The 20,215-nt window shown below is 59.6% G+C and carries 22 protein-coding genes; 12 read left to right on the top strand and 10 right to left on the bottom strand.

Translation table 11 applies throughout. The features are described from left to right. Positions 1 to 974: putative PEP-binding protein (locus AD930_RS03485; protein WP_456303499.1), on the top strand; the 974-nt coding region annotated here is incomplete at its 5' end. Between the two features lie 63 nt (positions 975 to 1,037). Next, the gene (locus AD930_RS03480; RefSeq protein ID WP_043553643.1) at positions 1,038 to 1,865 is read left to right on the top strand and encodes a pyruvate, water dikinase regulatory protein; all 828 of its coding nucleotides are present in this window, start codon (positions 1,038 to 1,040) and stop codon (positions 1,863 to 1,865) included. Positions 1,866 to 1,870: 5 nt separating this feature from the next. Here the strand turns inward: AD930_RS03480 and AD930_RS03475 are convergent, their stop codons facing one another. Both AD930_RS03475 and uraD read right to left on the bottom strand, forming a co-directional pair. Beyond that, complete coding sequence (locus tag AD930_RS03475) at positions 1,871 to 2,245, bottom strand: hypothetical protein (protein ID WP_052404073.1); 375 nt, start codon at positions 2,243 to 2,245, stop codon at positions 1,871 to 1,873. A gap of 132 nt (positions 2,246 to 2,377) precedes the next feature. Continuing rightward, positions 2,378 to 2,914: a 2-oxo-4-hydroxy-4-carboxy-5-ureidoimidazoline decarboxylase gene (gene uraD / locus AD930_RS03470; RefSeq protein ID WP_052404072.1), complete on the bottom strand. Its 537-nt coding sequence runs from the start codon at positions 2,912 to 2,914 to the stop codon at positions 2,378 to 2,380. Between the two features lie 246 nt (positions 2,915 to 3,160). Between uraD and AD930_RS03465 the strand changes: the two genes are divergently transcribed. Beyond that, positions 3,161 to 3,763 (top strand): IMPACT family protein, encoded by a 603-nt coding sequence (locus AD930_RS03465; protein ID WP_061491144.1) that lies wholly within the window; start codon positions 3,161 to 3,163, stop codon positions 3,761 to 3,763. A gap of 51 nt (positions 3,764 to 3,814) precedes the next feature. Here the strand turns inward: AD930_RS03465 and AD930_RS03460 are convergent, their stop codons facing one another. Beyond that, a complete protein-coding gene (locus AD930_RS03460; protein WP_043553642.1) occupies positions 3,815 to 4,207 on the bottom strand; it encodes a hypothetical protein in 393 nt (130 codons plus the stop codon). 415 nt (positions 4,208 to 4,622) lie between these two features. On the opposite strand from AD930_RS03460, the gene AD930_RS03455 reads away from it, so the two are divergent. The 6 genes from AD930_RS03455 to AD930_RS03430 all read left to right on the top strand — a co-directional run bounded on the left by AD930_RS03455 (position 4,623) and on the right by AD930_RS03430 (position 11,274). Beyond that, a complete protein-coding gene (locus AD930_RS03455) occupies positions 4,623 to 6,002 on the top strand; it encodes a class II 3-deoxy-7-phosphoheptulonate synthase (RefSeq protein WP_061491141.1) in 1,380 nt (459 codons plus the stop codon). Between the two features lie 107 nt (positions 6,003 to 6,109). Beyond that, a complete protein-coding gene (locus AD930_RS03450; protein WP_081894549.1) occupies positions 6,110 to 7,312 on the top strand; it encodes a nicotinate phosphoribosyltransferase in 1,203 nt (400 codons plus the stop codon). Next, a complete protein-coding gene (locus tag AD930_RS03445) occupies positions 7,309 to 7,716 on the top strand; it encodes a hypothetical protein (RefSeq protein ID WP_061505124.1) in 408 nt (135 codons plus the stop codon). Before AD930_RS03450 ends, AD930_RS03445 begins: the two co-directional genes overlap by 4 nt. Before the next feature lie 59 nt (positions 7,717 to 7,775). After that, on the top strand, positions 7,776 to 9,107 hold the full coding sequence (gene gltX, locus AD930_RS03440; RefSeq protein ID WP_061505123.1) for a glutamate--tRNA ligase: 1,332 nt from the start codon (positions 7,776 to 7,778) through the stop codon (positions 9,105 to 9,107). Between the two features lie 37 nt (positions 9,108 to 9,144). Then, complete coding sequence (locus AD930_RS03435; RefSeq protein ID WP_082781675.1) at positions 9,145 to 9,786, top strand: nicotinamidase; 642 nt, start codon at positions 9,145 to 9,147, stop codon at positions 9,784 to 9,786. 207 nt (positions 9,787 to 9,993) lie between these two features. After that, positions 9,994 to 11,274 carry a hypothetical protein gene (locus AD930_RS03430; RefSeq protein WP_061505122.1) on the top strand — a complete coding sequence of 427 codons (1,281 nt, stop codon included), beginning with the start codon at positions 9,994 to 9,996 and terminating at the stop codon, positions 11,272 to 11,274. Positions 11,275 to 11,346: 72 nt separating this feature from the next. On the opposite strand, the gene ilvC is transcribed toward AD930_RS03430, so the two are convergent. The 4 genes from ilvC to miaA all read right to left on the bottom strand — a co-directional run bounded on the left by ilvC (position 11,347) and on the right by miaA (position 15,866). Beyond that, positions 11,347 to 12,366, bottom strand: a complete 1,020-nt coding sequence (ilvC, locus tag AD930_RS03425; protein ID WP_043553718.1) for a ketol-acid reductoisomerase — start codon at positions 12,364 to 12,366, stop codon at positions 11,347 to 11,349. 56 nt (positions 12,367 to 12,422) lie between these two features. Beyond that, complete coding sequence (gene ilvN / locus AD930_RS03420; protein WP_043553636.1) at positions 12,423 to 12,941, bottom strand: acetolactate synthase small subunit; 519 nt, start codon at positions 12,939 to 12,941, stop codon at positions 12,423 to 12,425. 70 nt (positions 12,942 to 13,011) lie between these two features. Next, positions 13,012 to 14,826 (bottom strand): biosynthetic-type acetolactate synthase large subunit, encoded by a 1,815-nt coding sequence (gene ilvB, locus AD930_RS03415; protein ID WP_244150480.1) that lies wholly within the window; start codon positions 14,824 to 14,826, stop codon positions 13,012 to 13,014. A gap of 38 nt (positions 14,827 to 14,864) precedes the next feature. Beyond that, the gene (gene miaA / locus AD930_RS03410) at positions 14,865 to 15,866 is read right to left on the bottom strand and encodes a tRNA (adenosine(37)-N6)-dimethylallyltransferase MiaA (protein WP_061505120.1); all 1,002 of its coding nucleotides are present in this window, start codon (positions 15,864 to 15,866) and stop codon (positions 14,865 to 14,867) included. A 30-nt stretch (positions 15,867 to 15,896) separates the two neighbouring features. Between miaA and serB the strand changes: the two genes are divergently transcribed. Both serB and AD930_RS03400 read left to right on the top strand, forming a co-directional pair. After that, positions 15,897 to 16,790, top strand: a complete 894-nt coding sequence (gene serB, locus AD930_RS03405) for a phosphoserine phosphatase SerB (protein WP_061505131.1) — start codon at positions 15,897 to 15,899, stop codon at positions 16,788 to 16,790. A 36-nt stretch (positions 16,791 to 16,826) separates the two neighbouring features. Then, the gene (locus AD930_RS03400) at positions 16,827 to 17,021 is read left to right on the top strand and encodes a hypothetical protein (RefSeq protein ID WP_043553631.1); all 195 of its coding nucleotides are present in this window, start codon (positions 16,827 to 16,829) and stop codon (positions 17,019 to 17,021) included. A 95-nt stretch (positions 17,022 to 17,116) separates the two neighbouring features. Here the strand turns inward: AD930_RS03400 and AD930_RS03395 are convergent, their stop codons facing one another. From AD930_RS03395 to AD930_RS03385, 3 genes are all read right to left on the bottom strand, one after another. After that, positions 17,117 to 17,473 (bottom strand): zinc ribbon domain-containing protein YjdM, encoded by a 357-nt coding sequence (locus tag AD930_RS03395; protein ID WP_061505130.1) that lies wholly within the window; start codon positions 17,471 to 17,473, stop codon positions 17,117 to 17,119. A 91-nt stretch (positions 17,474 to 17,564) separates the two neighbouring features. Continuing rightward, positions 17,565 to 17,819, bottom strand: a complete 255-nt coding sequence (locus AD930_RS03390; RefSeq protein WP_208598560.1) for a hypothetical protein — start codon at positions 17,817 to 17,819, stop codon at positions 17,565 to 17,567. Positions 17,820 to 17,904: 85 nt separating this feature from the next. Further along, on the bottom strand, positions 17,905 to 18,915 hold the full coding sequence (locus tag AD930_RS03385; RefSeq protein WP_061505119.1) for a mitochondrial fission ELM1 family protein: 1,011 nt from the start codon (positions 18,913 to 18,915) through the stop codon (positions 17,905 to 17,907). Between the two features lie 54 nt (positions 18,916 to 18,969). Between AD930_RS03385 and AD930_RS03380 the strand changes: the two genes are divergently transcribed. After that, entirely contained in the window at positions 18,970 to 20,199 is a 1,230-nt protein-coding gene (locus AD930_RS03380; RefSeq protein WP_061505118.1) for a DEAD/DEAH box helicase, read from the top strand. Positions 20,200 to 20,215: the final 16 nt, after the last annotated feature.

Below are 20,215 nucleotides of genomic sequence, written 5' to 3'. Positions count from 1 at the left end.
GTCTGCGTCAGATCATTGGTGCCGAAGGAGAAGAAGTCAGCGCTTTCCGCAATCTTGTCCGCCGTGATGGCTGCACGCGGCAGTTCGATCATGGCGCCAAAGCGATCGGTGCGCTGCTGCCGTTCCAGCGGGATGACTTTGCCGCTCTGTTCCGCATCATGGCGGGGCTGCCGGTCACCATCCGTCTGCTGGACCCGCCGCTGCATGAGTTCCTGCCGCATGGGGAAGCCGAACTGAAAGACGTGGCGAAAGCTCTTGGGCAGGATGTGGAAGCTCTGCGCGCGCGTCGCTCAGCGCTTTCCGAATCCAACCCGATGCTGGGGCATCGTGGCTGCCGTCTGGGTATCAGCTACCCGGAAATCTACGCCATGCAGGTGCGGGCTATTACGGAAGCCGCTCTGGCCGTCTCCAAGGAAACGGGCAAGGCGGTGATCCCGGAAATCATGATCCCGCTGGTCGGCACCAAAGCCGAGCTGGATCTGGTCCGCAAAGCCAGTGAAGCCGTGATTGCGTCCGTTCTGAAAGAGCAGAATGCAACGCTCGACTATCGCATTGGCACCATGATCGAACTGCCGCGTGCAGCCATCACGGCGGACAAGATTGCGGAAAGCGCTGACTTCTTCTCCTTCGGCACCAATGATCTGACGCAGACCACACTCGGCCTTTCCCGTGATGATGCCGGGTCCTTCCTGCCTGAATATGTGGAAAAAGGGCTGCTCCCGCAGGACCCCTTCATCTCCATTGATCAGGAAGGCGTTGGCGCTCTGGTGCGTATGGGCGTTGAAAAAGGCCGGGCCACCAAGCCGGATATCAAGCTGGGCATCTGTGGGGAACATGGTGGTGACCCGCTCTCCATCTCGTTCTTTGAATCCGTTGGTCTGGACTACGTCTCCTGCTCACCCTTCCGAGTACCCGTCGCGCGGCTGGCGAGCGCACAGGCCGCTCTGGCTGCGCGTAAAGCTGTCAAAGCCTGAACAACAAAAGCGTGGCCGCCCTCCTTCACAGGGGGGGGCGGCCACGGCCTTGTGTGACCAGACATGCAGCAAAATACCATAACCCTTCATCTTGTTTCTGAAGCCACTGGCCAGACGCTGGATGCTGTCGCAAGGGCCTGTATTGCCCAGTTTCCCAACACCGATGTCCGGCTACGCCACTGGAACCTGATCCGCTCACGCCTCCAGCTCCGTCGCGTTCTGCGCCATATCGCGCTGGACCGTGGGCCAGTCATGTCCTCCCTGACAGACCCGGCCTTGCAGGCCGATATGGAAGCCGGTTGCGCCAGCCTTCAGGTACGTCTGCTGGACGTTCTGGATAATGCCGTGACGTTCCTCACCGAGGAAACAGGCGAGACCGCCACCCGCCATCCCGGCGGCCAGTATATTATGGACGAGAACTATTATCAGCGGATTGAGGCCATGCATTATGTGCTGGCCCATGATGACGGTCAGGAAACGGATGACCTGAATGATGCTGATCTGGTGCTGGTTGGGGTCTCACGCGTTTCCAAAACGCCAACCTGTTTCTATCTGGCCAATCGCGGCATCAAGGCCGCCAATATTCCACTGGTGATGGGCATTGAGCCACCAGCTGACCTTTTCAAGCTGAAATGCCCCGTCATTGGGCTAACGATTGACCCGGAAACGCTGATTGAAATCCGCCGGACCCGTCTTTCCCAGATGATGCCGAACAGCCGCCACATCGAGCCCTCAGCGGACTATGCGTATATTGATCTTGAAAAAGTGCAGGAAGAACTGCGCTGGGCCCGCCGCCTGTGCCGCCACCATAACTGGCCGGTTATTGACGTGACCCGACGCTCCATTGAGGAAACGTCAGCCTCCATTCTGGATCTGACTACGCCTCAGTAAGCAGTTCAGTCTGCCAGTTCGGACGCTTCCAGTCGCTGCACGCGAATGGCCTGCCCCTGTGCATTGTAATAAATAATGCTGCTCCCCCGGCGTTCGGCATAACCATCGGGCCTGCCGTCCTGCGTCCAGAACAGCAGGCGGTTGGCGTCAGGCTGCTCCTGCACCTTGTCCCCTGCCGGGCGGAAACGGAACTTGCTAAAATCTTTATGAGCACGCGGCAGCGGAGGCTTGGCTGCCAGATGGTGCATGTCCGGGCCTTTATGGCCTTCTTCCTCACCGTCATCATCATCCGCCAGAGCGGGAGAGACTGTCAGCACTGGCAAAGCGACAGTCCACAGACCAGCAAACAGAACACACCCTTTACGGAACCACTGTGCCATAGCGCGTTGACCTCCCGCGTCGCAAACTGCCTCAAGACTGCCGATCTTTGCCCGGTTTTTACCCGATAGGCAATGCAGGAGCGCCATAGCACGCCCCCGCCACACACAACCGCCCGGAGGCTGTTCTGCTGGTTAGTCGCTCGCTTTAGCGGCCAGCTTGAGGAAAATGGCTTCAAACTCAGGGTCTGCAAAGCGCCCGACTTCCCGGAACGCAATCGCCTCTTCCACTTCCGGTTCATGCCGCAGGCGCTGTTCCAGCAGCTTCATCACGCCCTCTGCCGTGTTTCCCTCGGCATAAAGGATGAAGGGCATATCAAACCGTTCATGGTACGATTTGTTCAGGGACCGGAACTGCGCAAATTCTTCAGGAGACAACTGGTCCAGCCCCGCAGGCGCGGTTGAGCCGGAAATAATCTGCGCACGCGGAGAGGCCACAGCCACCACACTCTCCAGCCCCGGGTAGGAACGCAGAACCCGCAGACGCGCATCTTCCGGCGCGCCCCGAACCATGGCCATCATCGTGCTTTTCAGGGCAGAGGCGTCTGAAAAAGGCCGGCATTCATAGGCTTCTTCCGCCGCCCAGGGCGCGTCCTTAAAAACAGACCCGAATGTCGCAACAAACTCAGAGCGGCTCATGGCGTTGATCACGCGCATCACGGACTCGTTCATACAGATTATGTCTCCGTTTCAGTCCTGGTCTGGCAGGTCTGGCATATTCCATTCTTCCCCATCCGGTGCAGGGCCGGCCTGAAGTCGTCCCTTTCAAGATGGGAGGTCAAGGGTGAACAAACAACGCCTGCCCGCACCTATCGTTCATGCATCGCATGCACGACACGGCATATGCTCTTAAAACGTCCGATTTTTCGCCTGAGCGGCCCTTGTCGGCCCTCTGGCTGGCCCTTTATCATGCGCGCCATGACGGAAACACTCACCGGCCCGTACACCTTGGAACGGGAGATCAAAAAAAGCCGGTTTGTGGCCAACGCTGCACCTGTGCACACTATTGAAGACGCAAACGCGTTTATTTCAGCCATTACCGCAGCAGAGCCGGACGCCACCCACCATTGCTGGGCCTGGCAGGTTGGACCCCACTGCCGCTGCCATGATGCCGGCGAGCCTTCCGGCACGGCAGGCCGGCCAATTTTACAGATGATTACAGCGCAAAAGCTGGATCTGGTCGCCATTGTCGTCACCCGCTGGTTTGGCGGGGTCAAACTAGGCGCGGGCGGCCTTGTGCGCGCCTATGGCGGCACAGCAGCCGAATGTTTGCGGGAAGCCCCGAAAGAAGAGCTGATTGAGCGTATCCGGCTCAGTTTTCACTGCCCGTTTTCGCTTCTGTCCCTCATACAGGCCCGCATGCAGGACTGGACGGGCACAGAGAGTGCGCCACCTGAGTTTGACAGCACGGGCGCACAGATTGTGCTCACCCTGCCAGTGGAACAGCAGGAGATGATCACACATCGTATTCAGGATTTAACCAGTGGTCAGACCACGGTGGCCGTCGTGGAAGAGGACTAGAAGCCCCGCCCGCAATCCTTAATTGCAGGCAGGCTTCACGCCACCACCAGATTAGCGGGGCGTAACCCAGCCGTTCCCGGTGGAATCCCCGAGCTGGCCGGAGCCATAAGGGCCACTGCTTTCATACGCAGAGCCATAGCGGGACAGGTCAGAACCCGTCACGGCATCACGGTGCACTTTTGCCAGATGGTCAGGGTCGGCACCGTGGTTGAATTCCATGGACGGCGCATCCTGATAACCCGGCGGCAGGCTACGGTGACCATGCACAGTCTTCTTTTCGGCAGATTTCTTGCCGGATTGAGACGATGCGTCATCCCCGAAGGAAATATTGTCATCAGGCGTCAGCGCCGGATCAGCATGAGCAGCGGACAGACCGGTTGCCAGACTGAAACCAAGGCAAAGCCCGGTGAGCAGAAGTAAAGATGGTTTACGCAGCTGCGCCATTGCGCGTCACCCCGCGAAAGAAATGAACCATAACCTGCACTCAGAGACACTGGCGCGGGCGACAAGTTCTCAGTATCGCACCAACCCGCAAAAAAATCCAATCAGCTTTGATCTCATCCTGTTCTGCGGACCGCCACCAGCCAGACCAGAGCTATCATGCTGGAAACATTGGAAGTCTGCCGTTCCGGTTCACCTCCGGAACAGCCATACGCCAGCCACACGGGCGCCATTCCCTATACGCAATACGTATTGCAGTCATTAAAGAACGATCCCATTTTCCCTTAAGAAAATTTGCGTATTGCGGCGGTTTTAGACATAAAGGCACCCCTTCACGCTTACTGAACGTGTAAGGCCCTTCCTTTTTCCATCAGGCCTTCCCTTTTTTATCTCCAGTATGAACAGACAGGATCGACCCATGAGTGCCTCGCTCAACCAGCCCCACCCGACGTCTAAAGCCTGGATGCCGGATAGCTGGCGGTCGTTTCCAGTCCGGCAGATGCCCACCTATCCGGATCAGGATGCGGTAAAAGCGGTTGAAGGCCGCCTGAGTTCCTACCCGCCGCTGGTATTTGCCGGTGAAGTGCGCCGCCTGCGCGCACAGCTTGCAAAAGCCGCCAAGGGTGAAGCCTTTGTTCTGCAGGGCGGTGCCTGTGCGGAAAGCTTTGGTGAATTCAAGGCCGATGTGGTGCGCGACACCTTCCGCGTTCTGCTACAGATGGCGGTTGTGCTGACCTTTGGTGCCAAAGTACCGGTTATCAAACTGGGCCGGATGGCTGGCCAGTTTGCCAAACCGCGCTCATCCGACACGGAAAAGCAGGGTGATGTGACGCTCCCGTCCTACCGTGGCGACATCATCAACGGACCGGAATTCACGGCGGAAGCCCGTATCCCGGACCCGCTGCGCATGGAAACTGGGTACTTCCAGTCCACCGGTATTCAGAACCTGCTGCGCGCCTTCTCTCGCGGTGGCTATGCCAACCTGCATGAAGTGCACCGCTGGAATCTGGGCTTTGTGGAACGCTCCCCGCTGGCAGACCGCTACCGCGTTATGGCCGAACGGATTGGCGAGACCCTCTCCTTCATGCAGGCCTGCGGCATTGATGCCGCCTCCGCCCCGCAGGTGGACGAGACAGAATTCTACACCTCGCATGAAGCGCTGCTGCTGCCTTATGAGCAGGCGCTCACCCGCATCGATTCCACGTCTGGCGAATGGTATGACTGCTCTGCACATTTTGTGTGGATTGGGGACCGCACCCGCCAGCCGGACGGCGCGCATGTGGAATTCCTGCGCGGCGTGCGCAACCCCATCGGCATCAAGGTTGGTCCCACCACCAGCATTGATGATCTGGAACAGCTTCTGGAAATCCTCAACCCGCAGGATGAAGCCGGGCGCATTACCCTGATCTCCCGCATGGGTGCTGAAAAGCTGGGCAACCACCTGCCGCAGCTGATGCGCGCTGTGAAAGGCACGGGCCGCACCGTGACCTGGCTGACAGACCCGATGCACGGCAACACCATCTCCACCTCCCACAAGGTGAAGACGCGTTCCTTTGATGCCATCATGAAGGAAATCAAAGGCTTCTTTGATGTCAGCAAGGCTGAGGGCGTGCATGCAGGTGGCGTGCATCTGGAAATGACGGGCCAGAACGTGACGGAATGCGTGGGCGGTGCAAACTGCCTGACAGAAGATGATCTTGGCAGCCGCTACGAGACCTTCTGTGACCCGCGCCTGAATGCCGAACAGTCTCTGGAAATCGCCTTCCTGCTGGCGGAAGAGCTGACCGGCAAACGCTAAAACCTGACTGACTGGTCTGTGATCACAGAACCGGGGGGGTGCCTTTACCGCACCCTCCGAACAGACCATCATCCGTGCACCAAAAACCGGAACGGAGCGCTGAGAGTATGACGCATTCCCCCCAGGGCACGGATGCGCCCGGCCTGACAACGGCTTACACATCGGCCCCGCTGCCCGACGCGACCATTCATGCGCGGACAGATTCCTACTTCAATCGCACGCGGGAAATTGTCTCCCATTTTGGCGATTGTCAGGTGACGTATGCCTTCTTCATCCGCCGTCCGGTCATTTCCGCACCGGGGCTGATGCTGGAATGGCTGAAAAACGTCATGGCAGAACGTAACAGCCCCTATTCGGTTGATCTGATCCACCCGGAAGGCGACTGGGTCGGCGCGGGTGAGCCGCTGGTCTATATCACCGGCTCCTTCACCCATCTGGCAGACCTTGAAACGCTGCTGCTGCAAAAGCTTGGCAGCCCATGCGTTGCGGCGCATCGGGCCTATCAGATTGCTATTTCCCTGCCTCAGACCAGATTTCTGGCCATGGATGCCCGCCACTGCGCCGGGTTCGAGATGCAGGAACTCATGGCCTATGCCGCTTCCGTCGGTGGCCGTGCCGCACAGCGCGATGGTGCGACGGGCTTTGTCGGTACCGCGAATGATGCCGTAGCGCCCTTTTTCGGCACCAAAGACGGCGCAGGCACCATGCCGCACGCCCTTATTGGCTATGCGGGCTCCACCGTGCGCGCGGCGGAAATGTTCCACGAGATGTATCCCGATGCGACGCTGGTCGTGCTGGTAGACTATTTCGGGCAGGAAATTACGGATGCGCTGGCCGTCTGCCGTCGCTTCCCGCACCTTGCGGCAGAGGGGCGTCTGGCCATGCGGCTGGACACCCACGGCGGCCGCTTTCTGGAAGGGCTGAATCCGCAGCTCTCCTACGCGGTGCTGGACCGGCACGCCCCGGAGTCGTTACGCCGCTATCGCTCAGACTCCGAACTCCGCTATCTGATTGGCACCGGTGTCTCAGCGGCCGCGGTGTGGCGGATGCGGGATGCGCTGGATGAGGCGGGCTTCCCGCAGGTGAAGATCATCGCATCCTCCGGCTTTGGCGTGACCAAATGTGCCTGTATGGCGGATGCGCGGGCACCCATTGATATTGTCGGCACCGGATCTTTTATCCCTGACCGATGGAACGAAACCTACGCCACAGCCGATATTGTCTCCTATAACGGCGTGGAACGCGTAAAAATCGGGCGTGAGTTTCTGCTCCCGTCCGCACAGAAGACACAGAAAGGCAAAGAGGCATGACGGACACCCCCTCCCCTGAGGACAAAACGTGGCGCGTGCGCATTCTGGATCTGTCCGGCGGTGCGGAAGATAATATTTCTGAAGAAGTTGGCGGCTTTCATGATCTGGCCCATGCCAACGCCTTTGCCCGCACCTATGTGCGGGACAGCGTGGAGCGGTGCCGCATGCCCGGCTCCTCCGCGAAAGATGTGCTGACAGCCTGGATGAGCTTTGGGGAAGACGCCCTTGTGATTGATGCCGGAGACAGTGGCTGGTCTTCCGCCAACGAGCTGGATGACTTTGCGGCCACCCGCGCTACCCCGATGGAACGCGACTGGCGCGCCCTCGACCCCCGGCGTCTGGTGGAAGATGAAGACGCCGACGAGAACCTGCCCGGCGAGCCGGAAGAGCCTTCTTTCCACTAAACCCATTCTAAATCTGGCGGAGGCTGGTATTTCGCCTCTGCCCACGGCATAGAGACCCCATGAAGCTTCGTTTTGCGCCCAGCCCCACCGGCATGCTGCATGTTGGCAATGCCCGTCTTGCTCTTGCTAATGCTCTGTTTGCCCGCCGCCACGGTGGCAGCTTTCAGCTCCGTATTGATGATACGGACACAGAGCGGTCCCGCGAGAGCCACGTTGAGGCCATCCGCACGGATCTGACGTGGATGGGCATTACGTGGGATGAAACCTTCCGCCAGACCGAGCGGCTGGACCGCTACGCGCAGGCCATCAAGAAGCTGAAGGCCTCTGGCCGCCTCTATCCCTGCTTTGAAAGCGAATATGAACTCGCCGCCAAGCGGGAAACGCAGATCCGCCAGCGTCGCGCCCCGGTCTATGACCGCGCCATGCTGAAGCTGACGCCAGAGCAGCGTGCCTCCGCAGAAGCCAACGGTAAGGTGCCTTACTGGCGCTTCAAACTGTCTGATACTGTTGTTCGCTGGCGCGATCTGGTGATGGGCGACTGTCAGGTCAAACTCCCATCCGTGTCCGACCCGGTTCTGGTCCGCACCGATGGCACCGTGCTCTACACACTGGCCTCTGTGGTGGATGATCTGGAAACAGACGTCACCCACATCATCCGTGGCGAAGACCATGTGACCAACACCGGCGTGCAGCTGGATATTGCAGAAGCCCTTGGCGCCCGCCCGGACCATTTCCGCTTTGCCCATCTGCCGCTGCTGCTGGATGAAAACGGCGGCAAGCTTTCCAAACGCTTTGATGCGCTCTCTCTGCGCACCCTGCGGCAGGATGGTATTGAGGCCGAAGCACTGATTTCCTATCTGGCCCGCCTCGGCAGTTCGGATGATCCGGTTCTGCTGCCGTTTGCCGAGCAGGCTGCGGTGTACGATATTTCCCACATCTCCCGCTCTGCTGCGCGCTTTGACACGCACCAGATGCTGGGGCTCAACCACAAGCTGCTGGGCCAGCTTCCGTTTGACGCCGTGAAGGACCGTCTGCCGGAAGGCGCGACCGAAGCCTTCTGGCTGGCCATCCGCGGCAATCTCGATCTGCTGTCCGAAGCACGCCTGTGGCACACCGTGACCGATGGCACGCTGATCCCGCCCGTGCAGGAAGACGAACAGGACTTCCTGAAGCAAGCTGCTGACCTGCTGCCTGCGGAACCGTGGGACACCACAACCTGGAAAGGCTGGACGACCGCCCTGCGTGAGCAGACAGGCCGCTCCGGCAAAGCTCTGTTCCGCCCCCTGCGTCTGGCACTGACAGGTGAGGAACATGGCCCGGAACTCAGCGACCTTCTGCCGCTGATTGGCCGCGCCCGCGCTCTCTCCCGTCTGGTTCCCGGAAACGCCTAAAAGCCCATCAAGGCTCGAGCAGAAGAGGATGTGTCCCATGACATCAGGCTCCCACCCTCTTCTGCACACATCCGCATCCGATACGGCAGGACTGACCCCCGGCCCATCTGACGCGCTGCTGATTATTGACGTGCAGAATGATTTTCTGCCCGGCGGCGCGCTCGCCGTGCCGGAAGGCGATGCCATTCTGCCTGTTATTAGAGAACTGCTCCGGCTCCCCTTTGGCCTGATTGTCACCTCGCAGGACTGGCACCCGGCGCAGCACGTCTCTTTTAAAACAGCGACCCCGGCTGGCGACTGGCCGCCCCATTGCATCGCACACACACAGGGTGCTGCACTGGCCGCTGACCTGCCCCTGCCGGCCAACACACTGGCCGTCTTCAAAGGCACGCAGACCGATCAGGACAGTTACTCCGCGTTTGGCGGTGCGGACGCGCAGGGAACATCACTGGCCACCCTGTTGCAGCATCACGGCATGACCCGGGTTTTTGTGTGCGGACTGGCGCTTGATTACTGTGTGCAGGCTTCCGCGCTGGATGCCCGGACGGCAGGCTTTCAGACGGTGGTCATTACAGACGCCTGCCAGGGCATTGCTTCAGACCTCACGCCAACCCTCACCAGACTGCAAGATGCTGGCGTAACGCTGTGCTCTTCTGCACCCCTCATGCCTCGCCTCTAACGGCTGCCTTTCTGGCTCCCATACGGCACATCTGGAACACGGCGTGCCCCCGCCTGCACGAAGCGTGTGCTTAGCTCCTGCCCACCAGTTCCCTCGCACTTTCCAGATTAAACACTTTCCAGCTTTCGGGCCGTGACAGCCCCCGGAACATCAGGCACTCTTCCCATCAGTTTTGATCAAATCAGTGTTCGACAGTCCGGAAACCGTATGTTGCCGTCTCTCTCCCGCCGCTCTTTTGGTCTTGGCCTGACCGGCCTGCTGGCCGCCCCGCGCATTGCTCGGGCTTCAACGCCCATCATGACCTCAGATGTGCCGCCTCCAACGCTGGAAGTCCTAAAGTGGGCTCCCGCCACACGGGCTGCCCTGCAAAGCGTGATGGACGCACACGGCCACTATTCCGAAGGGTATGATGCCAACCAGCGCCCCTATGCGGTGTTTGACTGGGACGAGACCGCGATTGTCGGTAACGTGCAGGAAACCCTCTTCCACTTCATGCTGGAGCATTTCAGCTTCCTGCTACCAGCCGAGCAGTTCCGGCATCTTCTGCACGTCGGTGGCTCAGAGCATCCTCTCCCAGCCCCGTTTAAAAACCTCGCTGGTCAGCCCATTATTTTTTCTGAGCTGATACAGGATATTCTGGAAGACTACCGCGCTCTTGCCGCGCATTACGGCCATATGCCGCACCCGCTGCCGCGTGAAGAACTGGCGGATGATCCAGCCCTGCAGGCCTTCCGGGCCAGAATGGCGCTGTATCATCAGGCCTTACGCGCCATACACGGGGAAGAAGTGGCCCAGCGCGGGCTGATCCGCCTGCTGGCAGGCCAGACCGTGCAGGATGTGGTCGCCCTCACCCGTGCGGCTAATGAGAGCGCGCTTGGCCAATCCATTGAGCGCGTCACATGGAAAAGCCCGGCCAGCCGTCCCGGCAGAACCGGCCCACTGAGCGTGACCATCACGCAGGCCCTCCGCCTGACGCCGGAAATGGCGGACCTGTTCCAAATTTTGCAGGAACAGGGCATCGACCCGGTCATCTGCACATCCTCGCTGGAAGAAAGCGTCGCCATTTTCGCAACGTCAGCAGAATATGGCTACAATTTACGCCGCGAGCATATTTTTGGCGCGCGCCTCACCCAGCGTAAAAAGCTGTATGGCACGACGGAGGAAGCGAATTATCCGTTCCCGTTCGGGGTGGGCAAAACCACAATCCTCCGCACTCATCTGGCCCACCGCAAACAACCGCCGTTGATTATTTTTGCGGGGGAAGACAGCTCGGGCCACCTGCTCTCAGCTTTTCCGGAAACCCGGCTGTGCTGCCTGATTAATCGCAAACAGACTGCGGACATGCAGCCGTTCCTGCAAGAAGCCGTTAAACAGCGCGGCACCGCAACCCCGCGCCTTGTGCTACAAGGGCGGGACGAAAATACCGGGGAATGGCGTCCGGATGAGGCCAGCATCTTTCTGGGAGAAACCAGCCCCAGCCTGCCTTAAGGCATAAAAAAGGGCCTGCCGGATTAACCGACAGGCCCTTTTTTTGAAGCAAACCAGAAGCTGGTTGTCTTCTTAGTTCTTGGTTTTGTCGACCAGACGGGATTTTGCAATCCACGGCATCATGCCACGCAGTTTTGCGCCAACAGCTTCAATCTGGTGGGCATCGTTGTGCGCACGCGTTGCCTTGAAGCCAACGTTGCCGGACTGGTTTTCCAGAATGAAGTTACGAACAAACGTGCCGTTCTGGATGTCCGTCAGAATGCCTTTCATGGCCTTCTTGGTTTCCGGCGTAATCACGCGCGGGCCGGACACATATTCACCATACTCAGCCGTGTTGGAGATGGAGTAGTTCATGTTGGCGATACCGCCTTCATAAATCAGATCCACAATCAGCTTCGTTTCGTGCAGGCACTCGAAGTAAGCCATTTCCGGGGCGTAACCGCCTTCAACCAGCGTTTCAAAGCCAGCGCGGATCAGCTCAACCAGACCACCACACAGAACAGCCTGCTCACCAAACAGATCGGTTTCAACTTCTTCCTTGAAGCTGGTTTCGATCACGCCTGCACGGCCACCGCCAATAGCAGATGCGTAGGACAGAGCGATGTCCAGAGCGGAACCTGACTTGTCCTGAGCAATTGCCACGAGGCAGGGCACGCCGCCGCCACGCTGGTATTCAGAACGCACCGTGTGGCCGGGGCCTTTCGGAGCGATCAGGAACACGTCCAGATCCGGGCGGGCTTCAATGATGCGGAAGTGGATGGCCAGACCATGAGCAAATGCCAGAGCGGCACCCTGCTTCAGGTTCTTTTCCAGAGACTCCTTATAAAGAGCGCCTTGCCCTTCATCCGGCGTCAGCACCATCACAACGTCAGCCCATGCAGCGGCTTTGTCCGGCGTCATAACCGTAAAGCCAGCCTGCTGTGCTTTTTCAATCGCGGAAGAGCCTTCACGCAGGCCGATCACGATATCCTTAACGCCGCTGTCTTTCATGTTGTTGGCGTGGGCGTGGCCCTGACTGCCGTAACCGATAACAGCAACTTTTTTGGATTTAATCAGATTCACGTCAGAATCGCGGTCGTAATACACACGCATTGTCATATCGTTTCTTCCTTATTCTGTCAGAGCGCGAACACTCTGCTCTTTCACCTTCAGAGGGACTGAATCGTCTGGGGGCCGCGGCAGATTGCGGCGACTCCGGTACGGGAGACCTCAACTAGCCCAAGCGGACGCATCAGCTCGATGAAACTGTCAAGTTTGTCGGTAGACCCCGTCAGCTCGAACACGAAGGACGAGGCCGTTGTATCCACCGCCCGCGCCCGGAACGCCTGCGCAATGCGCAGTGCTTCGGTACGGGGTTCGCCAGAGGAGACGACTTTGATCATCGCCATCTCACGCGCAACGTGCGGGCCATCCGCCGTCAGATCCGCCACGCGGGAGACCGGCACCAGCCGCTCCACCTGTGCCTTGATCTGCCGGATATCGGCCAGAGAGCCGGTGGTCACAATATTCACGCGGGACTGCTTGCCATGCTCGTCCACCGGAGCCACCGTCAGGCTGCGGATATTGTAGCCGCGGCCGGAGAACAGGCCGACAATACGGGCGAGTGCCCCGCTTTCATTATCGACCAGAAGAGAGATGACCGCAGAGCCGGGAGCTTCCTGCTGCATTGAAAAATTTCCTGAAAACACGCCAGAACAAGCCGTGCGCTGCACACGGCAAAGAAGGAAAGAGGAGCAATCAGACGAGCATCATGCCCTCACGCGTGACCTTCGCCCCGCGTTCTTCCTGGTCCGGACCAAGGATCATTTCATTATGCGCCGCACCGGACGGGATCATGGGGAAGCAGTTTTCCCCTTCCGTCACGCACAGATCCACAACCACCGGGCCATCGTGGTTCAGAGCCGCACGAATGGTGTCATCCAGCTCTTCCATCCGTGTGGCCCGCAGGCCTTTGGCATGGAAGCTTTCCGCCAGCTTCACAAAGTCCGGCAGGGCATCACTATAGCTTTCGGAATAGCGAGACCCGTGCAGCAGTTCCTGCCACTGGCGCACCATGCCCATATAGTGGTTGTTGATAATGAACAGCTTAACCGGCAGGCGATACTGCGCGATGGTGCCCAGTTCCTGAATGTTCATCAGGGTAGAAGCCTCACCGGCAATATCCAGCACCAGAGCTTCCGGGTGCGCAATCTGCGCGCCAACGGCTGCGGGCAGGCCATAGCCCATGGTGCCGAGACCACCGGACGTCAGCCAGCGGTTCGGGTCATCAAACCGGAAGAACTGGGCTGCCCACATCTGATGCTGGCCAACTTCGGTGGAGACATACGTATCCCGGCCCGTCTCACGCGCCAGTTCATAAATCCGGCGGATAGCCTGCTGCGGCTTGATGACGGCATCCGGGGCCTGATCCTGCGAGAACCGCAGGCAGTCCAGCGCGCGCCATGCTTCAATCTGCTCCCACCATGCGGCGAGATCGGCCTGATGCGCGTAAGCGGGTTCTTTTTCCCACTCTTCGATCATCATTTCGATAATCCGCCCGGCATCGCCCACAATCGGCTGATCTACAGGGATGATCTTGTTGATCTGGGAGGCATCAATATCGGCATGGATCTTGAAGGAATCCGGGGAGAACGCATCCACCCGGCCCGTCACGCGGTCATCAAACCGGCTGCCCAGAGCAATCAGCACATCACAGCCATGAGTGGCCAGATTGGCCTCGTACATGCCGTGCATGCCCAGCATGCCCAGATACTGCTTATCGTTCCCCGGATAGGCCCCAAAGCCCATCAGTGTGGAGGTGATGGGGAACCCCGTCAGCTTCACCAGCTTGCGCAGGTTCTCACAGGCCTTCGGGCCAGCGTTGATCACGCCGCCGCCCGTATAAAACAGCGGACGACGCGCCTTTTTCATGGCGGCAACGGCACGCTTTACGGCCTCGCGGTCCGGCTCAGCCGTACCTTTGGCAACGCGCATCGGCGTCTGGCTGGCGGCAAGATACGGGGCATCACCCACCGTGATGTTCTTGGGCAGATCAATCAGCACCGGACCGGGGCGGCCAGAGCGGGCAATCGTAAACGCCTCATGCACCGCAGGAGCCAGATCTTCCGGCCGGCGCACCAGATAATTGTATTTCGTCACCGGGCGGGTAATGCCCGTGGTGTCGGCTTCCTGAAACGCATCATTCCCGATCAGGGAAGACGGCACCTGCCCGGAGAGGCAGACCAGCGGAATGGAGTCCATCAGGGCGTCCAGCAGGCCGGTCACCGCATTGGTGGCGCCGGGGCCGCTCGTCACCAGCACAACGCCCACCTTGCCGGTGGAGCGGGCATAGGCTTCCGCTGCGTGCACGGCAGCCTGCTCATGCCGCACCAGCACGTGGCGAATACGGTTCTGTTTGAACAGGGCATCATAAATCGGCAGCACTGCGCCGCCGGGATAGCCGAAAATAACCTCCACACCCTGCTCATCTAGCGCGCGCATAAGCACTTCCGCGCCCGGAAGGGTCTGCGGTTTCTGTGCATCGGGTGCTGAAGAGGCGGTTTGCGGTGTCATCTTATCCTGTTCTCCCATGGAGGGGCTGGGCCGCATCTTTAGGGAACCCATTGGCAACCGTCAATCCCAGAAAGAATAAAAGAAATAATTTCGCATCGTTTTCTTTCCGAAAATTTCTCAAACCCAGCTATGCACGTATCAAGATCATACGTCAGACCGGGTTTTGTCAGGTCATGATGCGCAAACCACGTGGCCTGACGCCGCGTGTAACGGCCCGTTGCAAGGGTCGCGAGGCGCGCTGCTTCCTCCTCGGGCATCTCCCCGCGCAACATGGCCGCAAGCTCCGGCACGCCATGCGCCCGCATGGCTGGCAGGGCTGGGTCCAGTTTTTGTAATAATAAAGAACGCACTTCTTCCACCGCGCCATGCTGCATCATGGCTTCAAACCGCAGAGCGATTCTCGCCCGCAGTTCTGGCCGGGGTGGCAACAGGCGCAGGGCAACAAACCGACACGGCGCAGGCGGCAGCCCCGGCTGAGCCTGCCACCATGCCAGACTCCGACCCGTGCCCCGCCACACTTCCCACGCACGGGAGACACGCTGCGAATCAACCGGCTGCAAGCGGGCTGCCATTTCAGGATCAACCTCCGCCAGCCGGGCATGCAGAGCGGGGGCACCTTCTTCCGCCACCAGTGTGCGGGCTTCCGTCCGGGCGGCTTCCCCACAATCGGGAATTTCCGCCAGCCCATCAGTCAAAGCGCGCATGTACATTCCGGTGCCACCGCACAGAATGGGCAGGCGGCCCGCAGCCCATGCCTCTTCCATGGCGGCAAGCGCCTGCGTGCGCCACCAGGCCACGCTGCCTTTTTCCGCTGCGGGCAAAACACCATAAAGGCGATGCGGCACAGCCTGCTCATCCGCCGCACTCGGGCGGGCGGTTAGCACATGCAGATCCTTGTACACCTGCATGGAATCCGCATTGATAATGGTGCCGCCCAGTTCCTTCGCCACCGCAAGTGCGAGAGCAGATTTGCCCGAACAGGTCGGTCCGGCAATGATCAGGGCCGGGGGTTGGGTTGTCTGGTCTTCCGCTTGCTTCATGCGGGCATTCCTGTCACACACCGATCTGAAATGATGAGCTTTGTTCTGACACTTGTCGCACAACGCGACGCCACCACCCTTGATAACGCCACCATCGCCCTCGCGCGGGATGCTCTGGATGGCGCACGGGACATCACCGTTCTCTCACCCGAAGAAGCGGTTGATATCCCCTGCCCCGCCACAGCAGCGGAGCGCCTGCCTGCCCTGCATGCTGCACTGGAAGGCCGGGCGATTGATGCGGTCCTGACACATCAGGCCAGCCGACGCAAACGCCTGCTGGTGTCGGACATGGACAGCACCATCGTGGCGAATGAAACGCTGGATGATCTGGCAGCCCATGCGGGCATTGGTGAGAAAATTGCCGCCATTACCACTCGCTCCATGAATGGTGAGCTGGATTTTGCCACTGCCCTGCGCGAACGCGTGGCTCTGCTGAAAGGCTTTCCATCAGCCCTGCTGGAAAAGGCGTGGAAAGATGTCACCCTGAACGAGGGCGCTAAAGAAATGGTGCAGACCATGCACGTGCACGGGGCCCATACCGCCCTTGTGTCGGGCGGGTTCACTTTCTTCACCTCCCGCGTGGCTGGTCTGTGCGGCTTTGATGAAGACCACGCCAACACGCTGATTGTAGATGAGGCACAGGGCCTTCTGACGGGTGAAACCGGGCACCCCATTCTGGGGCCGGATACCAAGCTGGCTCTGCTGGAACGTCTGGCCGCTGAGCATGGCATCCCGCAGGTGGAAACACTGGCAATTGGGGATGGGGCGAACGATCTGCCGATGCTGAAAAAGGCCGGTCTGGGGCTGGCCTTCCATGCCAAGCCGGTTGTGCGCAAAGCGGTTGCAGCGCAGATCAACCAGACATCACTCAGAACAGCCCTGTTCGTACAAGGCTACCCTGTCTCGGCTTTTTCAGGCACATAAGGCAAAGACTTAGGCCCGGAGGGAGGAGACCACACCATGCAGCTTGACCCGCGTGATTTTTCTTCCTTCCCCATTGCCCGCACCATTCTGGTGATCGTGGGCTGCGGCCTGCTGATCTACTGCTTTCAGTATTATCTGGTTTTGCCGCCAGACTCTCCCGAGCACGTCATGCGCCATGTGGCCGCCCTGATTGTCGGGACGCTTATTCTGCTCGGCACAATCTGGGTTTAAAAAAACGGCCCTGAACACGCAGCCAGAAAATTCTGTGCTGGCATTCGGGCCGCTTTTTTATCTTGACGCAACAGGCCGGTTTCCCTGCCGTAAGGTCAGGATTTCTTCACGAACTCAGATTTCAGGTTCATGGCCCCGATGCTTGGGATCTTGCAGGCAATGTCATGCCCGTCTCCGCCATCTGCCAGACGGATGCCCTTAACCTTCGTGCCGCCTTTGACCACCAGTGAAGACCCTTTGACCTTCAGATCCTTGATCACGGTCACAGTATCCCCATCCGCCAGAACATTGCCGTTGGCATCGCGGATTTCCGTTGAGCCTTCTGCGCCATCAGCCTCGGCGGCCTGATCCTGCTGGCTCCATTCGTGCCCGCATTCCGGGCAGATCCACAATGCGCCATCCTGATACGCATAGGCGGAACCGCATTTGGGGCACTTAACGTCACTATCCATCATCAACCTCGTTGTTATGGAGTGTCCTAAAGCACGGATCCCGCGCCTCTCCTACCCCTGACGGCCCTTGGACGCACGGCTCAGCCTGTTACTATTTGTCTGACGTGCGGCCTGTCCACAGCCAGAGTGCGAGCGGCGGGACAAAGAAATACAGAGCAACAGCCACAATCAGCAGCCGTAGTTCAAACAGCAGATCCGTGTGCAAAATGCTGCGGCAGAAAATATTGGCCAGCCCCAGCATCAGGACGACGCAGGCAAACCCGCCCAGATTGGCCAGAAAAGACCGCCCGGCATTAATCTGCACAAGGGTTCTGAACACCACGCCACCCGGTTGCTGCTTGTTCATGGCTTTTCCTTTTGGTTCTGCTTTGTGTGTTTCTCTTAAGCGCCTGCCGCCGGGAAGTCACTGACCGATCTGGGAAACGCTGCCCCTAAAAACCCAGTCGCCGATGCATTTCTGCGACCAGCTCCGGCGTATCATCCAGCGGCGTGACAGCCCATGCCGTCAGACCTTGCGCGGGTACATCAGCATCCAGCATGCGGATGCGCCCGGCTGCTTCCAGCCCTTGCAGGAAGCAGGTAATCCGCCGGGAGCGGCCCGGCAGGGGAAACACAAACACGCTGGCCGGCCCCGCCACGGCTTCGGACACCATAGAGACACTATCCATGGTCACCACAAGGCTGTCCGCACAGGCCACCAGTCCCCGATAAGGATTGTCTCCCTCACCATTCCAGACCGTGCCGCCTGCACCTTCCACCAGGTCCGTTAGCACCCGCAGGGCGTCCGGGTCTGTCCGGCGGGAGGGGGTAACAATCAGACTTCCGCCCTGCTGCCTTACAGCCTGCGCCAGCAGCGCCCCCAGCTTATGGGCTTCCGGCACACCAAACTTAAACCGCCCGTTGGAGCCGCCCACCAGTCCGGCAATCAGCGGGCGTGGCAGAGCAGCAAAACGCGGCATCCACTCCTGCCGCGCCTGCGCCAGAACCTTCGGTGTCAGGCCATGCAACGCCGTGCGGCCCAGCAGCACATTGGGGCCGGAAATTTCGTCATGCTCACAGGCCACAATCAGATCAAACCGCTCCAGAGACTGACGCGGATTTTGCACCTGCACCACAGGCCGCCCCGGCGCACGCAAAGCCGCACCAATCGCGCCCCCTTTGCCACCAATGCTGATCACCACATTCGCCTGTGCCAGCTCCGGCATGGCCTCAAACGGGGTGCCTGAAGCTGTGCGCAAAAAAGGACGCGCCAGAACCTGCGGGCCGGCAAGCATCAGACGCGCCAGACGACCGGGGCTGACGGCCTGAAAGCAACTCTCCCACCCTGCCCGGCTTGCCAGCCCCAGAGCCTGAGAGCGCATCCCGGCAAAATCTTCTCCCACCACCAGAGCAGAGACAGGGTTTGAACCCGGCACCTTTCCGGCATATACGTCTTCAGCCATCAGGCTCCCCTGCTTTTTTCGTTTCAAACCCGGTCAGGACGGATACCACACAGCATGTCCAACAGCTTTGAGGCAATGGGCCTTCTGCCGTCTTTGTGCACATGGGCCGCACAAGCAGGCATGGAAGAGCCAACGCCTATCCAGCAAGCCGCCATTCCCGCAGCCCTTGCCCAGAAAGATATTCTGGCCATTGCCCCCACCGGCACGGGCAAAACAGCAGCCTATGCGCTGCCCATGCTGCAGCAGCTGCTGGAAAGCAAACGCGCGCAGGATGTGCTGGTGCTGGTGCCCACGCGTGAGCTGGCCTTGCAGACAGCCCGTGTGTTCCGCACCTGTCTGGGCCAGAAAGCCGACAACTCCCGCCAGAAAGCAGGCACCGTTGCCGTCGTGCCGCTTTATGGCGGTGCTGACAGAGCCCATCAGGCCGAGCGCCTGCTGCATGACGGCCCGCGTGTGCTGATTGCCACTCCCGGCCGCCTGCTGGATTTTGCGGATGGTGGGGAAATCATGCTTGCCTCCTGCACCCGCGTGGTGATGGATGAAGGGGACCGCCTGTTCTCCCCTGAGTTTTTTGAAGAAAGTGCGGCCATTGTCAGCCAGCTGCCGCCTGTCCGGCAGACGCTGTTTTTCTCCGCAACGCTGCCAGCAGCTCTTAAACAGACTGTGCAGCAACTCCTGCGGCGGCCAGAAGAAATCCACATTACCCGGGCGGCAGAAAAGCGAGGCCCCATTCGTCAGGGCGCACTCTTTATAGAGCCTGCGCAGAAAACCGGCTTCCTGCGGCAGTTCTTCATGCGCGACCGCACCAACCGGGCGATTGTTTTCGTCAAAACCAAAGCTGAAGCGGATCAGCTGGCCGCAACGCTCAAAAAAGCCCGCGTTCAGGCCGCGCCCCTGCATGCTGACCTCTCTCAGGCCCAGCGCAACGCAACGGTGGCCAGCTTTGCGGGAGGCAAAATTCTGGTACTGGTGGCAACCGATATTGCCGCACGCGGGCTGGACCTGCCCTCCGTGAAAAACGTGGTGAATTATGATCCACCAGACCAGCCGGAAGCCTACCTGCATCGCATTGGCCGTACAGGCCGGGCTGGCCAGACCGGCTCCGCGCTGACGCTTTGTGCGGCTGCCGAGCGCACCAAGCTACGGCAGATTGAACTGGGCGCGTCCGTCCGCCTGCGTATTCTCTCGCAGGAACAGGCTCTGCCGGACGCACCAGAGCCTAAGCAGGCACCCAAAACACCACGCGGAGGGAAACCCGCCCCTCGCCGCACATCCGGCACTTGAACGCAGGCACAAAACA

Origin of the sequence: Acetobacter malorum, assembly GCF_001580615.1 — a bacterium.
In the GTDB taxonomy this organism is placed as follows: domain Bacteria; phylum Pseudomonadota; class Alphaproteobacteria; order Acetobacterales; family Acetobacteraceae; genus Acetobacter; species Acetobacter malorum.
Note: the sequence above shows the minus strand (reverse complement) of the source record. Positions and strands in the feature narration are given on the sequence as shown.

Bases quoted from the DNA above. Each gene is read 5' to 3' on its own strand.
- AD930_RS03480 (WP_043553643.1), top strand. From the start codon at position 1,038: ATGCAGCAAAATACCATAACCCTTCATCTTGTTTCTGAAGCCACTGGC.
- AD930_RS03475 (WP_052404073.1), bottom strand. From the start codon at position 2,245: ATGGCACAGTGGTTCCGTAAAGGGTGTGTTCTGTTTGCTGGTCTGTGG.
- uraD (WP_052404072.1), bottom strand. From the start codon at position 2,914: ATGAACGAGTCCGTGATGCGCGTGATCAACGCCATGAGCCGCTCTGAG.
- AD930_RS03465 (WP_061491144.1), top strand. From the start codon at position 3,161: ATGACGGAAACACTCACCGGCCCGTACACCTTGGAACGGGAGATCAAA.
- AD930_RS03460 (WP_043553642.1), bottom strand. From the start codon at position 4,207: ATGGCGCAGCTGCGTAAACCATCTTTACTTCTGCTCACCGGGCTTTGC.
- AD930_RS03455 (WP_061491141.1), top strand. From the start codon at position 4,623: ATGAGTGCCTCGCTCAACCAGCCCCACCCGACGTCTAAAGCCTGGATG.
- AD930_RS03450 (WP_081894549.1), top strand. From the start codon at position 6,110: ATGACGCATTCCCCCCAGGGCACGGATGCGCCCGGCCTGACAACGGCT.
- AD930_RS03445 (WP_061505124.1), top strand. From the start codon at position 7,309: ATGACGGACACCCCCTCCCCTGAGGACAAAACGTGGCGCGTGCGCATT.
- gltX (WP_061505123.1), top strand. From the start codon at position 7,776: ATGAAGCTTCGTTTTGCGCCCAGCCCCACCGGCATGCTGCATGTTGGC.
- AD930_RS03435 (WP_082781675.1), top strand. From the start codon at position 9,145: ATGACATCAGGCTCCCACCCTCTTCTGCACACATCCGCATCCGATACG.
- AD930_RS03430 (WP_061505122.1), top strand. From the start codon at position 9,994: ATGTTGCCGTCTCTCTCCCGCCGCTCTTTTGGTCTTGGCCTGACCGGC.
- ilvC (WP_043553718.1), bottom strand. From the start codon at position 12,366: ATGCGTGTGTATTACGACCGCGATTCTGACGTGAATCTGATTAAATCC.
- ilvN (WP_043553636.1), bottom strand. From the start codon at position 12,941: ATGCAGCAGGAAGCTCCCGGCTCTGCGGTCATCTCTCTTCTGGTCGAT.
- ilvB (WP_244150480.1), bottom strand. From the start codon at position 14,826: ATGACACCGCAAACCGCCTCTTCAGCACCCGATGCACAGAAACCGCAG.
- miaA (WP_061505120.1), bottom strand. From the start codon at position 15,866: ATGAAGCAAGCGGAAGACCAGACAACCCAACCCCCGGCCCTGATCATT.
- serB (WP_061505131.1), top strand. From the start codon at position 15,897: ATGATGAGCTTTGTTCTGACACTTGTCGCACAACGCGACGCCACCACC.
- AD930_RS03400 (WP_043553631.1), top strand. From the start codon at position 16,827: ATGCAGCTTGACCCGCGTGATTTTTCTTCCTTCCCCATTGCCCGCACC.
- AD930_RS03395 (WP_061505130.1), bottom strand. From the start codon at position 17,473: ATGGATAGTGACGTTAAGTGCCCCAAATGCGGTTCCGCCTATGCGTAT.
- AD930_RS03390 (WP_208598560.1), bottom strand. From the start codon at position 17,819: ATGAACAAGCAGCAACCGGGTGGCGTGGTGTTCAGAACCCTTGTGCAG.
- AD930_RS03385 (WP_061505119.1), bottom strand. From the start codon at position 18,915: ATGGCTGAAGACGTATATGCCGGAAAGGTGCCGGGTTCAAACCCTGTC.
- AD930_RS03380 (WP_061505118.1), top strand. From the start codon at position 18,970: ATGTCCAACAGCTTTGAGGCAATGGGCCTTCTGCCGTCTTTGTGCACA.